This is a genomic window from Lactobacillus sp. PSON (assembly GCF_052615405.1).
The window spans coordinates 58,920-74,433 of the sequence record NZ_JBQXFW010000008.1 but is presented as its reverse complement, the minus strand read 5'-3'; the positions used below and the strand labels follow the sequence as shown (position 1 = coordinate 74,433).

Here is a 15,514-nt window from a genome sequence, read left to right as displayed (position 1 = left end):
CAAATTTTTAATACTTTAATTTTTCATCTTTCCCCACATCAAAAAAGAGCAGGTCACCCTGCTCTACATTTCTAAATAATTCAAATATCCACATTCCGTAATCAAATTCTTTACGAACTCAGCGTATTCATCTTGTCCATTTCTCTTATAGGCAAAATACTGTCCAACTAACTTCTGTAAGAACACATCCCCAAAGTTAGGCACACTATTTAGCACTTGTACGGCATGATCAAATTCAACACCATCTTCATCTTCCCGACTACAAATCTTCAAATAGCTTGCACAAATACTTGCCATTAACTCATGTGTCCGTCTATCTAAATTTGCAGCCTTCTTATATCTACTAAAGATGACCTCCATCAAGGATTCTAATTCATCAAACTCATACAAATTCATACACACCAAGAGTAACCACAAGATATTCTTATTCAAATCTTTCATCTCAAGGAAGACACGTTTCATTTTACGCTTAAACGCTGGTTTGAATTTATCATCCTTATCTTCTAGCTTAGCAATTAACATTTCAATTGCTAAGTTCTCATGCTGATTATTTAGTTCTTTACTATTCTTTAATTGTTTTAACTTCGCTATATCACGCTCAAAGTAAGCATTTATCACCTGATCTTGACGCTGTTCATGTATATTAACTTGTTCTCCATCCTCCAAGAATTTTACTATAGATACATCATGAAGCCTTAATAAGTTTAGCACTTCATCTGCTCTAACAGAGTTTTTTTCATTTTCAAGTCGTGAATAGCGTTCCCTTTTCATTACTTCGGCTATCATATTGCTTTGCGTTAGACCTAATTCTTTCCGCAACTGCTTAAATTTCTTACCTATTCTCATTTGCTTGTCCTCAGGAACTTAGAATATTTTATTGATTTTAACAAACACGTAATTTTGTTAGAACGTGAATTTTTATCAATTAAGTCAGAGTAATAAATCGCCAAGACCTTATACAACATCAAGGTTGGCTTAGTAGGTAATTGTTTAATAATCTTGATGATTTTTTTAGCTTCAGCAAAATTTCCTTCATTATATAAACGAGCAGTATAAGCAGCTAGCACCTCAGCAAAAAGTTCAATTGTTAAATTGTCCCAAGTTTCTCGCTCTAAGACAGAAGCTATTAAACTTGCTACTTCTTCTTGGTCAAAGAGTGGCATCGTAATTAGTAGCTCCCATAAAGTATCACGATTCCACTCACCAATATGCAATAATTTATTACGCTTACTATATATCTTATTTTGTAGGCGTTTAGGCAGGGTATTTACCCCTCCAGAAATTTCTGCTTTAACTAGATTCAATTGTAGAGTTTGTAATTCATTAGCTTTAATTTCATCAAGTTTCAATAAGTTATCAATTTTAGCTTTATCTCTAGTTAAGCACGCCATTTGAATTCGATTTTTAAGGCGATATTGCTTCACTGCCTTTTTATCAAAGTCACTAAAGAATTCATAGATTGAGATACCATTTCGATTAAGGATTTCAAGTAAGTCTTTAATACTAATTCTGCGGTCGTCTCGTTCAATTATGCCATAGTATGTCGGGTCCAAAACGTCGGCACTCATTTCACGTTGAGTTAAGCCATATGTTAGTCTAATTTTTTTCAGTTCTTTTCCAATTGTTGTCATAATTTACTTTCCAATACATATTCCCCTATTACATTTGGAAATTATTATACAAACAATTCCACACAAAAAATTAAAATCTGCCAATATGCAATATTTTTTAGCCAATTTCTATTCATTCATCAATTGATTAAATTCTCTTGTTAAATTTCCCAGAGAAATTTGCATCTTAATCTTCTCAACTTCTTGTGAATTTTTTTCTTGTTTTGCCAATAGATAACGTCCCACTATTTTTTGAAGAAAAATATCCTCACTTGGCTTTAGCTCTAATAACACTTTTAAGGCTTTATCTTGTAAAGCTTTATTTCTTTGGCATCCCTTATTTAACAAAAATGCTATCAATATATCCGCAAATAACTTCTTAGTTGAATTGGTCATTTCCGCATTTTCTAAATTAAGGATCACCATCTTAATAATCGATGAAAAGTTTTCTTCTTGATATAACCTTAAAGCTATTAATAAACACCATAAAAAGTTATCATTCCAATTTTGAAAATTGAACAGAAGTTTCTTGATTTTACTATTCTTCTCAATTCTTTCTCCCTGCAAATCCTTAATCATCGCAGTAGTTAAAATACTCAATAATCTACTATTTATTTCTTTATTCTCATAGACTTTCTTTAAGTTAACTAAATCTCTATTAAAAAAATAATATAGCGCATTATCTTCATATTGCTTTATTGTGCTCGTTACTGTCGAATATTCATTCAAAAAACTGGTTATCGATATATTATTAATTCTTAGAATTTTTTCTAAGTCATCTGCAAAAATTACTGTTTTATTTTTCTCGATTCTTGATATAGATGATGAACTTAGGACATTTCGACCTATTTCTGCTTGAGATAGCCCCATAGTTGTTCTCATCTTATGAAGTTTTTGATAAATTTCCATTAGTTAATTCCATCTTAAATCTATAATTTAGGTAAATCTTTTAATAAAGATTCTTCACAACCACTAAGTTTTATTAGCTCTCTTATTTGTTCAACTTTTAAACTATCTTTTTCAATTAATCCCTGATAGTATTGAGCAACTAGTTTATAGACTGCAAGTAGTGGGTATGGTGGGAATGTTTCAATCAATTTAATTACTTTTTTAGTTTCATCAATTAATCCCTTTTGATAAAAAGTTCTAAGAAAAATAAAAGCTATTTTAGCTAATTCTCTTATTTCTGAAGCTTTATTTTCCAGCATTTCACCTTGACTCAACTTCACAGTTAAAATTTCAAATTGATTAGAATTAATAGAGCTATTAACTATATCTGATTCTTGATTACTGATGTCCTCATTGAAGAAATCTTTCAAATGAATACCGTTTTTATTAAGAAGTGCTAATAAATCTACAATTTTTATTTTTCTAGTACCTCTTTCTACCCTTGAATAAAAAGATTCACTTACTATCCCTTGGCTCATCTCTTTTTGTGTTAACCCTAAAAATAGCCTTAACTTCTTTAAACATTCTCCAACTAACATCTACTTCATCCTTTCTGTACCTTTTATGATATTGACTTATCAAAAAAAGTTCAGAAAATCTTCTATATCGACAATTTTTTTGCATATTGGCAATTTTTAAGGGCAAAAAAATACAATGAACCTCAAAAGTATCTAACTTTTGAAGTCCATTGTATTTCAGAATTTTTAATCTTTATAATATACTCTTGGCAAGCGATCACTTAATAAACATGCTACTTCATAATGAATCGTATCTACATAATCAGCTGCTGCCTTGATATTGTTTGGCTCATTTGGATTATCAGAAATTAATGTCACTTCTGTTCCAATTGGCATTTCTTTTGGCAATAGCACCATAAATTGATCCATGCAAATGCGGCCTACAATTGGACAATATTCATCGCCCACCTTTATCTTGAAGCCTTGGAATTTACGAATCCAACCATCTGCATAACCAATTGGTACAGTTCCAATAATCTTATCCCCATCTGCCACATAAGTTGAACCATATCCAACACCATCGCCTTCATGAATTGTCTTAACATGGGTCAATTCACTAACTAAAGAAAGCGCTGGACGAAGGGGGATGCTAGATTTCAAATCTTTAGTAGTTGGAGTAGATGAAGGATTTAATCCATAAATTCCAATTCCAAATCTAACAATATCACTTACTACTTGTTTATCAAAAAGACTTGCGGCAGTATTATCAACATGAATCCATTTAGGCTTAATAGTAAGCAAACTCTTCATATGTTTAAACTTCTTAACTTGATGTTTAAAATAGCTATCATCTGCACTATCAGCTGAAGCAAAATGAGCAAACATCCCTTCCACAAAGAAAAATTCATTATCTTCAAGAAAATGATTGGCTTCAATAAATTCTTCATCTTCATTAAAGCCAATTCTACCCATTCCAGAATCAATTCCCAAGTGAACTTTAAGAGTTAAATGCTCACGCTTAAGCTCTTCTTGGGCATCTTTAAGCCATTCTAAATTGGGTACAGTTAATGAAATATCATTTACACTAGCAAGGGGAGCATATTCAGGACTAGTTACACCCATTACTAAGATTGGCTTCACAATTCCTGCTCTTCTAAGTTCTAATGCTTCATCTAAGATTGCTACACAAAAGCCTTCTGTACCTGCTTCAATAGCAGTTTTAGCCACTTCTACAGCACCATGACCATAACCATTTGCCTTAACTACAGCAAATAATTTTTGACCTGGCTTTAGATGCTTTTTTTCTTGTTCAATATTTTCTTTAATTGCGCCTAAGTTAACACGAACTGCGGCTGGACGATGAATTCCTGGTATCATTTATCAATGTCCTCCAAAACTACAAATGTAATAATTTCATGGTTATCATGTGTGATACTTGGAAAGATATTTCCAGAATACTTAGTTGAAGTCATCACTGGATGACCTAATTCATCCCAGAGCGTTTCAACATCTTGAAAACCGACCTCTTTTCCAAGACCGGTTCCCATTGCTTTAGAAAATGATTCCTTCAGTGAAAAACGTCCGCCAAGATATTCAACTTTTCTTTTACCCTTCATTTTTTGATATTGAGCAAATTCTTTTTCAGTTAAAACTTTCTTGGCGAAACTGTCGCCTTTTTCGACGATTTTTTTGACACGTTCTACTTCGATTGAATCAACGCCTACACCTTTAATCATATTTTCACCTCACACATTTTTTAATTATAATACAAAAAATGAGTTGCAACTATTACAACTCATTTTTGATTAATCTTTTTTATTTTTGATTACAAATTCATGACCGTTTGCGCGACCCTTGCGAGTTTGATTACCTTTGTGGTTGTTGCGGTAGCTACCATGACGGCGATGATTACCGTGGAAAGAACTGCGACGATTTCCTCCGCGACCTCTTCCATGACCACGTCCTCGTCTACCATTACCTTTGTATGGAAGTGGTTTTTCTGGAGTAATCTTAACTTTGATTTCTGTTGAGTCTTTTGAAAGGTTCTTTAAGAACGCTGCAACTAAGTCAAGTTCTGAGTAATTTTGAAGAAGTTCATTAGCTTCTTTTTCATATTTAGCTAAATCACCTTTCAAAAGTTCTTCAATTTGAGACTTAGCTTGCTTAAGTTGACCTTCCAAAGCTTGGTCATCTGTTGGTGGACGAAGAGGTGACATCTTCTTCTTGGTCAATTGTTCAATTGTTCTCATGTAACCAATTTCGTTTGGAGTTACAAAAGTTACTGACATACCATTTTGCCCAGCACGACCGGTACGACCAATACGGTGAACATATGAATCTGGATCTTGTGGAATATCATAGTTGTAAACGTGCGTTACTCCTGAAATATCAAGTCCACGCGCAGCTACGTCAGTTGCAACTAAGATATCAAGTTTACCTTCACGGAAACGCTTAAGCACGCTCATTCTACGAGCTTGTGACAAATCTCCATGAATTCCTGCAGCATTATAGCCACGCGCTTGAAGTCCACGAGTTAATTCATCAACTCTACGCTTAGTTCTACCAAAAACAACTGCTAAATCTGGATTTTGAACATCAATCAAACGGCACATGATGTCAAATTTTTCAGCTTCTTTTGCTCTAACAAAGTACTGATCTATTAAATCTGCAGTTAGTTCTTTGGCCTTGATTTTTACAATTTCTGGATCATGCATAAACTTTTCGCCAATACGCAAAATCTGCTTTGGCATTGTAGCACTAAAAAGCAGTGTTTGACTACGATTATTTGCATAAGTCAAAATGCTTTCAATATCTTGGATAAAGCCCATATCAAGCATTTCATCAGCTTCATCTAAGACAATAGTTTTAACATCATCAAGCTTAATAGTTTTTCTCTTTAAGTGGTCTAAAAGACGTCCTGGTGTTCCTACAAGAATTGCTGGTACATGATTTTTAAGTGAACGGATTTGACGACCAATGTCAGCTCCTCCGTAAACTACTTGTACGCGAGCTTTTTCATCGCGTCCTAAGCGGAAAAGTTCTTCTTGCGTTTGAATAGCTAATTCACGAGTTGGTTCAATAATAACTGCTTGAATTGCTTTTTCTTTTTTATCGATATTTTGTAAAATTGGCAAACCAAATGCGGCTGTCTTACCAGTCCCAGTTTGTGCTTGACCAATTACATCCTTGCCTTGCAAGGCAAGCGGAATAGTTTGCTCCTGAATTGGTGTGGCTTCTTCAAAGCCTGAACGTTTAATTGCCTTTAACAGCGCATCATTTAATCCTAATTCCGAAAATTTCACTAAATTCTCCTATCTCAGCCGGTCTACTACTTTTTCAAGGTGCATTCCATGTGAACCTTTTAATACTACAATATCGTCCGGCTTAATATCATCTTTAAGATCAGAAATCATCTTTTGCATCTGATCTTCTCTATAATAGTGCAAAGTTTGTGGTGTGTATTTATCTTTTAAAGCATCTGCTAAATTTTTCATCTCTGTTCCATAAAGGTAAACTTCATGGATTACCTTTGGATCAAGCGCATCGCTTAAATCTCTATGAAGATCTGCACTTTCATCTCCGAGTTCAAGCATATCAGCTAAAACAGCAATTCTGCGACTATCATTTGCTACTTCGATTTGACCAAAGCTGCTAAGAACAGCACGCACAGCGGTTGGGTTAGAGTTATAGATATCACTCATAATGTCTTCCCCAACATCGCCTTTTTCCCATTCCATTCTATTAGCAGTCGGAGTAAAGTTTGAAAGTGAGGAAGCAATTTCTTCATCGCTTTCACCAAAATGGCGTCCTACACTAATAGCTGCCATTGCATTTGAAACATTGTGCTTACCAATCATTGGAATAGAAAACTTTTGCTCAGAATCATTAACTGTAAATGTAGCATGATGCTTATAGCTCTTAAAGCTAGTTGCATATACAGTATCATCTTCTTTAAAGCCAAAAGTAGACTTAGCCTGATTCAACTTTTTAGCGCGCGCACGAAGAAGTGGTTCATCTCCATTAAAGATAAATTCACCATCTTCACGTAAAAAGTCAGTAATTTCCATTTTAGCATCAGCAATCTTATCGCGATTACCAAAAAATTCAATGTGAGCTTCACCAATCATAGTAATTACTGTCACATCAGGATGAGTCAATTCACTTAAATGATGTAATTGACCTGGGCGATCCATACCCATTTCAAGAACTAAAATTTCAGTATTTGGCTTCATCTCTAAGATTGTCATTGGCACACCAATTTCATTATTAAAATTGGCTTGTGTCTTATGCACATTAAATCGTTTAGATAATACTGCTGACGTCATATCCTTAGTAGTTGTCTTACCATTTGAACCAGTAATGCCAACTACAGTTGGATTAACTTTACGCAAATAATAGCGTGCTAATTCTTGCATTGCGGTTAACGGATCATCTACTTCAAGAAGGGCAATACCTTCTGGTTTATTAGGGTGACCTTTTTTCCATAAACTTGCACTAGCGCCATTACTAATTGCGCCTGCTACAAAGTCATGTCCATCACGATCTCCTTCAAGCGGAACAAAAAGTCCGCCTTCAGCGATTTTTCTGGAGTCAAAAGCAACAGAAGTAATAATTGTGTCTTCGTCGCCTTCACAAGTTGTGTTTAAAGCTTTGGCTATTTCTGCCAGTTGCATCTTCATTTGATTTTTACTCCCATAAAACATAATTTACACACGAAATAATTATACGTTCTTTTAGGCATTATGCCAAATTATTTTAAAACTAAAAAGAAGCAGCCCCCAATGGGACTGCTTCCACCAGATAAAAGGCTTTACTTCTTCAAACCGTACTTCTTGTTGAACTTTTCGATTCGACCATCTGCTTGAGCAAACTTTTGCTTACCAGTGTAGAATGGGTGTGAATCTGAAGAAATTTCAACACGAACTAATGGGTAAGTTTCGCCTTCGTAATCTACAGTTTCGTCTGATGTCATAGTTGAACCAGCTAAAAACTTAGCGCCAGTAGCTGAGTCCATAAATACAACTTTTTGAAATTCTGGATGAATACCTTGTTTCATAATTATTTACTCCTTTTGCCATGGTCATCTAATAGACCATAGATTAATCGATTAACGTAAACAAGGATACCATCTTCAAGCGATTTTTTCAATAGTTATTTATAATTAGTACTTATTCTTCAATTGCTTTTTCGTTGATTTTTTTAGCATAAGGATCAATATCCTTCATACTTGAATTAATGCCCCAGTAATAAAAGAAAAGCGAAGCAATAATAATTATTACAAAATCAAGTGGATATTTAATAATGTTTTGTCCCCCAAAACCATCACTCCCTAGATAAGATATGACAGCCATAAATACTAAGTAAATAATTATCCACCAAGAATGTTTTAGCTGCAATTTTAAATCTGAATTTTGATACTTTATTTCATAATAAATATAGACTGGAAGTCCTAATGCAATTACAAATATAACTTCAATAGTAGTTGGCCACATTGACCAATAAATAGCTAAACTTGTTAATACAAAAGCAAATGGAGCTAAGTATTTCATGTAATTAGGATTAAAAGGACGATTAAGATTAGGTTTAATTTTTCTAAGTGCCATTACAGTAACTGGTCCTGTTAAATAAGCAATTAATGTTGAAGCGGCGATTACTGTTGCTAAGAGGTTCCAATTTCTAAATACACTTACTAGTAAAATTGCTAAAATCAAATCAGCAATCATAGCAGCTCGAGGAATTAGATACTTACGATTAAGTCGACCTAACCAATTAGGAAGGTGCTTAGTATGAGTCATGGCAGCTAATGCTCTAGAAGCAGTTGCTACAAAAGCAACCCCAGTACCAAATGGTGAAACAAAAGCATCAAGATAAAGCAAAATTACAAGCCAATTAATCCCTAAGATTATTGCAATATCTGCAAATGGAGAAGTAAAATCAATTCCATGCCAGCCAACTTTAGCTAAAGTTGAAGGTTCAATCGCTCCAATAAAAGTAACTTGAAGCATTACATAAATTGCTGTTGTTATTAACATCGAAATCAAAACTCCACGAACAATATTCTTACGCGGATTTTTGAGTTCGCCTCCCATATTAATAACTGTCTGAAAGGCATCATATGACATAATAATTCCTGATACCGAGGTTGCTTCAAAAATTGACCGACTACCATACGGCATGAATTCATGGATATTAGTTCCAAAGTTTGACGCATGAAATCCACTGCACATTAAAATCACAACTGTCAAAGTCGGAAGTAAAATCTTAAAAATAGAGATTAAATTAGTAAATCTCGTCATGATTTTAACTGACCAATAATTAATCAAAGTAAAAATCACCATAAATAAAAATACTACCAAAAGACCTTGAGTAGTGATATCACCATTTTTCATAAAATGGCGCGTCCAATTAGCCCAACTCCATGGCCAACTTGACATATATTGAACTGCAGCTACGGCTTCCATAGGAACAAGTGTTACTAAAGAGATCCAATTGGCCCATGCTGCAATAAAGCCAAGTAGTGGACCATGACTATATTGAGCATAACGACTCATTCCCCCACTTTCAGGAAACATTGACCCCAATTCAATATAAGTAATCGCAATCGAAATAATAATTATTGCACCCAAAATCCACGAAATAATAGCTGCTGGACCAGCAATTTTAGAAGCAGAACCTGCACCAAATAGCCATCCAGAACCAATTAAGGAATTTAAGGCAAGCATTACGGCCGAAAAGAGGCCGATTTTGTGTCTTTTTAATTTTTCCATTTTTAATTCCTATCTATTCTTTTTAAGAATATATTTTAACTAAAAAATGCAGAACACTCAACGACTTTAAGTGTTCTGCATTAAAAAATATTTAACTTTTAGTTAATTGGATATTTTGCAGTTAAATCTTTAACAGCTTTTCTAACTTCTGCAATTACTTCTTGATTATCACTATTATTTAAAATCTTACTAATTAAATCTGCTACTTGACGAGCATCTTCTTCGTCAAAGCCGCGACTAGTAATAGCAGGCGTCCCAATTCTAAGACCGCTTGTAATAAATGGAGAACGCTTATCATTTGGAATAGATTCTTTGTTAGTTGTAATATTTACAGAATCAAGCAAGTTTTGTGCGTCCTTACCAGTCAATCCAGTATCGGTAATATCAATAATCATTAAATGATTATCAGTTCCTCCTGATACAACTCGAATATTAGTACTATTATTAAACTCATCAGCCATTGCCTTAGCGTTTTTCACTACTTGCTTAATATAAGTCGTAAATTCTGGTTGTAAATCTTCATAAAAGGCTTGCGCTTTTCCAGCAATTACATGTTCTAAAGGTCCACCTTGAGTGCCTGGGAAAAGAGCTGAATTGATTTTTTTACCTAATTCCAAATTATTAGATAAAATCATTCCTCCACGAGGACCTCTAAGAGTCTTATGAGTTGTCGTCGTTACAACATCCGCAATTGGTACAGGACTTGGATGAACACCTGTTGCAACTAATCCTGCGATATGAGCCATATCTACCATTAAGTAAGCTCCAACTTCATCAGCAATTGCTCTAAAAGCATCCCAATCAATAATACGACTATAAGCAGAAGCCCCTGCAATAATCAATTGAGGTTGAACTTCTTGAGCTACTTTGCGAATCGCTTCATAATCAAGTTCTTCTGTTTCAGGATTCAGATCATAACTGTAAGAATTAAAAATTTTCCCAGAAAAGTTAACTTTAGAACCATGAGTTAAATGGCCTCCAGCATCCATTCCCATTCCTAAAATTTTATCACCAGGTTTTAAAAGCGCATTATAAACTGCCATATTAGCTTGCGAGCCAGAGTGAGGCTGAACGTTGGCGTATTTTGCATTGAAAAGTTTTTTGGCATAATCAATTGCTAATTGCTCAACTTCATCAATATATTGACAGCCACCATAATAACGCTTACCAGGGTACCCTTCAGCGTATTTATTGGTAAGAACAGAACCTTGAGCTTCACGAACTGCATCTGAAACAATATTTTCTGAAGCAATCAATTCAATAGTATTTTCCTGACGATTTTCTTCTTTTTTAATTGCATCCCATAAAGCTGGGGACTTTGGTGCATATTTCAAATAATCACACTTTCTGTTATTAGTATCAATGATTATTTAAATTATACTACAAAATCAATTACTCAATATTGAATGCGATTTTAATCTTATACATAAGTAAGCTGTTTCACTTGATAATTTTTTATAAAAAAGCTATAAAGAAAGTGTAGTTATATCTTCTGTGAAAAATCTTCTGCTTAATGAAGAAAATTAGTTGAAAGGAGTCAAATATGACTGAAGAAACAAGTAGTTTTGCCCCTCTAAAAGGAATTAAAGTTATTGATTGGACTCAAGTACAGTCTGGACCTTCATGTACTCAAATTCTTGCATGGCTCGGTGCAGATGTTATCAAAATTGAACGTACAAATACTGGTGACCCAACCAGAAATGAATTGTTAGATATTAAAGATTCATGGAGTTTATACTATTTACAATTAAATGCAAATAAAAAGTCTCTTACTTTAGACATCAAGGCTCCTGAAGGTAAAAAGATTATGTATGACCTTTTGAAGAAAGCTGATGTCTTTGTTGAAAACATCAAACCCGGTGCTGCCACAAAAGCTGGTTATGGCTGGGACAAGGTTCACGAACTTAATCCTCGCTTAATTATGGCTTCTCTTAAAGGCTTTAACCAAGGCTCACGTTTTGCTAATGTTAAAGCTTTTGAACCAGTTGCTCAGTCTGCTGGTGGTGCTGCTACTGCTACTGGTTGGAACGAAGGTAAATTTAATGTTCCAACTCAATCAGCAGCTGCTCTTGGTGACTCAAACTCAGGAATGCACTTAACTATTGCTATTTTAGCAGCGTTAATGCAACGTGAACGTACTGGTGAAGGTACTTACGTATATCAATCAATGCAAGATGCTGTCTTAAATCTTTGCCGTATTAAATTACGTGACCAAATTATGCTCGATAACTTAGGTGCTCTTCCTCACTATGCAGTCTATCCTAACTTCAAATGGGGTAAAGCTATTCCTCGTTCAGAAAACACAGAAGGCGGTCAAGTTATCGGTTGGACTTATAAAGCTAAAGGCTGGGAAACTGATCCTAATGCCTATGTCTACATCGTTATTCAAAATAGTAATAAGAGCTGGGAAACTATCGCTAATACCATGGGACACCCCGAATGGGCTACTGATCCTCGCTTTAGCGATTGGCAACATAGACAACTTCATAAGCAAGAACTTTATCCATTAATTGAATCTTACACTAAAAATTATGATAAGTTTGAATTAACTAAGAAATTAGGTGAAGAAGGTATTCCTGTCGGACCTGTTCTAGACTGGAAGGAACTTGAAGACGATCCTGACTTAAATAGTGATGGAACTATTGTAACAATTGATCAAGGCGGTAATCGTGGTAAGTTTAAGACTATTGGTCTTCCATTTACTATGGCAAATTACAAGCCAACTTATAAACGTGCACCTGACCTTGGTGAAAATAATAAAGAAATCTTGACTTCACTTGGATATGATGCTGATCAAATCGAAGACTTAGTTAAAAAGGGTGTAATTTCAAAAGTTGAAAAACCACATAACCCTGCAGTTCATGTTATTAAGGGTGAAGAATAAGTTAATTATTAGCTAAAAAAGCTCAAGACTTTTGAAGCAGTCTTGAGCTTTTTCATTTGTTAACAACATAATCAAAATAATTCTATTAAAAATAAGTTAAATTACTATACTTTATCACTCTAAGCTATTATAATAATTGTTTATAGAAATAGAGAGAGGTGGAAGTTTTATGATGAAAGAAAATTATGTAATTGACCATAACATGTATCTTATGAATCACAAGAACGGCGATGTTCTTAAAGTGACAGTGAATAAAAAAGATCATTCATTGAAAAACTTACAACTCTATCGCCAAGACGGTTTTGGTAATTATTATTACGATAAGCACTCTAAGCTTAAAAAGTGTAATAATTTAGATACCAAACAAGATGTGATCAAAGCAAGTAAAGAAATTGGCGGTCACAATACCCATCATATTGATAAATGGCACCATGAAGTAACTCCAATTTATAATAGCCAACATCAAATTACAGGTTTTAAGCCAAAGATTCCTATTGCTCATCATACTCAAGTAAAAAATGCCAAGCGCTATTTACATCACATCAATCATAAACATGCGGGCTTTTTATTTACTAAGAATAATTCTTTATGGAAGAAGCCATTTAATTCTTTAAGGGATGCTATCTATACTGATAGAAATAAAGAAATGGTAATTGCCCACAAGGTTCATAAGTTATCTAAATAATGAAAAACAGCTCGAGCTTTCAAAAATAGAAGCTTGAGCTGTTTTTGTTTATTAACTCTCTTACTTTATTTTAGTTCCCTGTGAAATAATTCTTGATGTGAACCCAATCTTACTAATCGAAAAGTGTATTTTTTAGAATTTTTTGTATAAATTACTAATAAGTCAACTTTCCCATCTAATAAATGGAATTCTAAATATCCTGCATAATTTAAATTCGAATTATCTAATAAATGCGGATTATATTCTTCTGGAACATTACCCGTTTCCATCATTACTGCTACAACTGCATCTATCTCATTCCATAATTCTGGAATTACCTTACTCCAACGATCAGCATCTCTAATGAAAGTATCTTCAGGGAAAACTTTATACATTACTCTAATTCCTTTGCACGTTTTTTAATATATTCAATCATTTTTTTAGAATTAGTGAAACTTGGTGTGTCATCTGGAATAATTTCTTCATCCTTAGCTTGAGCTAATAAAATTGCATCTAAAGTTTCTTGAGTTGGTTTTTCTGATGGTGTTTTTATTTCAAAAGGAATTTTTCCTTGGATATCCAATTGTCTAGCTGCTAAAGTGAAATATGCATTTAAAGATAATCCTGTATCTTTTAATTTCTTTTCAATTCTTCCTTTTAACTCACTGTCTAGCCTTAAAGTAGTAGTACTCATCGCCATAAATATCAGCTCCTTTGCAATCAAATTATAGCATATTGATGGTATATTAGAATAATAAAGTAGCTCAAAAGTTTCAAAATAGAAACTCTTGAGCTATTTTATTAATTATTCATTTTCCGTAAACAAATATCCACCCCAGCGAACAGGTTCTTCTAAAGTTGGCAAAACCAAGAAGTATAACAATACAAGCCAGCCAAATGGTACACAGATAATCCAATACCACCAACCTGTGTGATTACTATCATGCAATCTTCTTACAGTGAAGCCAAGCAAGCCTAAAAGAACCCAAATCATTAAAAGTGCAATAATAACTTGTACAAATTTTGTCGTTGCAGTTGATTCAAGAAAAACTTGCCAAGTGTTCTCTGAATATTCAATTGTGCTATCAGAAGCAAAGGATAATCCTGAGCATCCCGCTAAAATCACAGTAATGATAATTGTATCTAAGTATGCTAACCAAAATCCTTTTCTCGTACTTCTTGCACTCCACTTAAACGGTGCAGTGAACAATAAGCCCACTACTTGCCAAAAAGTTGGTTCTGGAACATCTGACTTTGGTTCATGGTATTCTTGTTCATAATAAGGTTTGTTTTCCATTGTTTAACCTTCTTCTAAATCTTAATACTATCCTTAGTTTAGTCTTCCCAATATATTTTTCAACACCAAAAAACTCTCAAGCTTGAAACTTGAGAGTTTTATTACTCATAGTGACTCCACGCTGAATATATCGTTACTATTTTTTCTTTTTCATTAACTTTATAAACAACACGATGCTGAATATTTATTCTACGTGAATAGTATCCTTTGATTGGTGGAATTAATTTTTCAAATCCTTGACTAGACTCAAAAGGATTATTTTTTAGTTGCTCAATAACTTCTAAAAAACTACCTTCTAAATATGAGCCCTTTATTTTTTTAAGATCTTTTTTAGCACCCTTTTTTAATTTGATTTGGTACATTACAATTCATTCCACACTTCATCAAAATTTAAATCTTCGTCATTCTTTCTCTCACGAATCTGTTTATCAACTCCATGGTTTACAAGAAAAAGTGTCTCTTGAATCGCATCCCAATCATCTTGACCAATCATTACTGCGCCTTTTTCATTAGATTTAGTTGGCTTAATTACTACAGGTTTTTTATCCTTATTCAATGATTTAATGATTTTAAAAAAATTTCTTCTCGCTTCAGTAGGTGTTACAATTTGATCCATATTAATCACTCCTGTACGTTATCATGTACATCAAGTGTATCATATTTTTATTTTTTCAACACCAAAAAACTCCCAAGCTTGAAACTTGAGAGTTTTTATCATTATTCCCTTATAATAAGATACGTTCCTTATCAGAAAAATTATTGATACCTTTTCTTAATGCCTTAGGGATGTCATAAACGCTTAAGAAGTCATAAATAAATTCATCCCTATTATCGTTATTTATTATGTCAGATATTTTATCTTCAATTTCAATAATAGCCCTTTATT

The 15,514-nt window shown here is 33.8% G+C and carries 18 protein-coding genes and 1 pseudogene; 2 read left to right on the top strand and 17 right to left on the bottom strand.

What is annotated here, in order from left to right; translation table 11 throughout:
- Nucleotides 1-63: 63 nt before the first annotated feature.
- The 11 genes from ACTHPI_RS07835 to glyA form a co-directional block, all read right to left on the bottom strand.
- A complete protein-coding gene (locus ACTHPI_RS07835) occupies nt 64-846 on the bottom strand; it encodes a helix-turn-helix domain-containing protein (protein ID WP_445353607.1) in 783 nt (260 codons plus the stop codon).
- The gene (locus ACTHPI_RS07830; protein WP_445353606.1) at nt 843-1,631 is read right to left on the bottom strand and encodes a helix-turn-helix domain-containing protein; all 789 of its coding nucleotides are present in this window, start codon (nt 1,629-1,631) and stop codon (nt 843-845) included. Before ACTHPI_RS07830 ends, ACTHPI_RS07835 begins: the two co-directional genes overlap by 4 nt.
- Before the next feature lie 108 nt (nt 1,632-1,739).
- Nucleotides 1,740-2,519: a helix-turn-helix domain-containing protein gene (locus ACTHPI_RS07825; RefSeq protein WP_445353605.1), complete on the bottom strand. Its 780-nt coding sequence runs from the start codon at nt 2,517-2,519 to the stop codon at nt 1,740-1,742.
- A 20-nt stretch (nt 2,520-2,539) separates the two neighbouring features.
- Nucleotides 2,540-3,097, bottom strand: coding sequence for a helix-turn-helix domain-containing protein (locus ACTHPI_RS07820; RefSeq protein WP_445353604.1), 558 nt, complete (start codon nt 3,095-3,097; stop codon nt 2,540-2,542).
- A 165-nt stretch (nt 3,098-3,262) separates the two neighbouring features.
- Complete coding sequence (gene alr, locus ACTHPI_RS07815) at nt 3,263-4,393, bottom strand: alanine racemase (protein WP_445353603.1); 1,131 nt, start codon at nt 4,391-4,393, stop codon at nt 3,263-3,265.
- Nucleotides 4,390-4,752 carry a holo-ACP synthase gene (acpS, locus tag ACTHPI_RS07810; protein WP_144354764.1) on the bottom strand — a complete coding sequence of 121 codons (363 nt, stop codon included), beginning with the start codon at nt 4,750-4,752 and terminating at the stop codon, nt 4,390-4,392. The genes alr and acpS overlap by 4 nt, the downstream gene beginning before the upstream one ends.
- A gap of 69 nt (nt 4,753-4,821) precedes the next feature.
- A complete protein-coding gene (locus ACTHPI_RS07805) occupies nt 4,822-6,318 on the bottom strand; it encodes a DEAD/DEAH box helicase (protein ID WP_445353602.1) in 1,497 nt (498 codons plus the stop codon).
- Nucleotides 6,319-6,327: 9 nt separating this feature from the next.
- Nucleotides 6,328-7,695, bottom strand: coding sequence for a UDP-N-acetylmuramoyl-tripeptide--D-alanyl-D-alanine ligase (locus tag ACTHPI_RS07800; protein ID WP_445353601.1), 1,368 nt, complete (start codon nt 7,693-7,695; stop codon nt 6,328-6,330).
- A 131-nt stretch (nt 7,696-7,826) separates the two neighbouring features.
- On the bottom strand, nt 7,827-8,072 hold the full coding sequence (locus tag ACTHPI_RS07795; protein WP_445353600.1) for a type B 50S ribosomal protein L31: 246 nt from the start codon (nt 8,070-8,072) through the stop codon (nt 7,827-7,829).
- Nucleotides 8,073-8,184: 112 nt separating this feature from the next.
- Nucleotides 8,185-9,783 carry an APC family permease gene (locus ACTHPI_RS07790; RefSeq protein WP_445353599.1) on the bottom strand — a complete coding sequence of 533 codons (1,599 nt, stop codon included), beginning with the start codon at nt 9,781-9,783 and terminating at the stop codon, nt 8,185-8,187.
- A gap of 98 nt (nt 9,784-9,881) precedes the next feature.
- Entirely contained in the window at nt 9,882-11,117 is a 1,236-nt protein-coding gene (gene glyA, locus ACTHPI_RS07785) for a serine hydroxymethyltransferase (RefSeq protein WP_445353598.1), read from the bottom strand.
- Nucleotides 11,118-11,326: 209 nt separating this feature from the next.
- Between glyA and frc the strand changes: the two genes are divergently transcribed.
- Entirely contained in the window at nt 11,327-12,667 is a 1,341-nt protein-coding gene (gene frc, locus ACTHPI_RS07780; protein WP_445353597.1) for a formyl-CoA transferase, read from the top strand.
- 172 nt (nt 12,668-12,839) lie between these two features.
- The gene (locus tag ACTHPI_RS07775) at nt 12,840-13,352 is read left to right on the top strand and encodes a hypothetical protein (RefSeq protein WP_144356002.1); all 513 of its coding nucleotides are present in this window, start codon (nt 12,840-12,842) and stop codon (nt 13,350-13,352) included.
- A 65-nt stretch (nt 13,353-13,417) separates the two neighbouring features.
- Here ACTHPI_RS07775 and ACTHPI_RS07770 read toward each other — a convergent pair whose 3' ends face one another.
- The 6 genes and pseudogenes from ACTHPI_RS07770 to ACTHPI_RS07745 all read right to left on the bottom strand — a co-directional run.
- Nucleotides 13,418-13,726 carry a type II toxin-antitoxin system RelE/ParE family toxin gene (locus tag ACTHPI_RS07770; protein ID WP_445353596.1) on the bottom strand — a complete coding sequence of 103 codons (309 nt, stop codon included), beginning with the start codon at nt 13,724-13,726 and terminating at the stop codon, nt 13,418-13,420.
- Nucleotides 13,726-14,031, bottom strand: coding sequence for a type II toxin-antitoxin system RelB/DinJ family antitoxin (locus ACTHPI_RS07765; protein ID WP_445353595.1), 306 nt, complete (start codon nt 14,029-14,031; stop codon nt 13,726-13,728). Before ACTHPI_RS07765 ends, ACTHPI_RS07770 begins: the two co-directional genes overlap by 1 nt.
- A 105-nt stretch (nt 14,032-14,136) precedes the next feature.
- The gene (locus ACTHPI_RS07760) at nt 14,137-14,628 is read right to left on the bottom strand and encodes a DUF805 domain-containing protein (RefSeq protein ID WP_445353594.1); all 492 of its coding nucleotides are present in this window, start codon (nt 14,626-14,628) and stop codon (nt 14,137-14,139) included.
- Between the two features lie 101 nt (nt 14,629-14,729).
- Nucleotides 14,730-14,990 (bottom strand): Txe/YoeB family addiction module toxin, encoded by a 261-nt coding sequence (locus ACTHPI_RS07755; protein ID WP_445353593.1) that lies wholly within the window; start codon nt 14,988-14,990, stop codon nt 14,730-14,732.
- Nucleotides 14,990-15,244 carry a type II toxin-antitoxin system Phd/YefM family antitoxin gene (locus ACTHPI_RS07750; RefSeq protein WP_144354753.1) on the bottom strand — a complete coding sequence of 85 codons (255 nt, stop codon included), beginning with the start codon at nt 15,242-15,244 and terminating at the stop codon, nt 14,990-14,992. The genes ACTHPI_RS07755 and ACTHPI_RS07750 overlap by 1 nt, the downstream gene beginning before the upstream one ends.
- A gap of 133 nt (nt 15,245-15,377) precedes the next feature.
- Nucleotides 15,378-15,503: pseudogene (locus ACTHPI_RS07745) on the bottom strand (type IIL restriction-modification enzyme MmeI); the annotation flags it as partial.
- Nucleotides 15,504-15,514 lie beyond the last annotated feature (11 nt).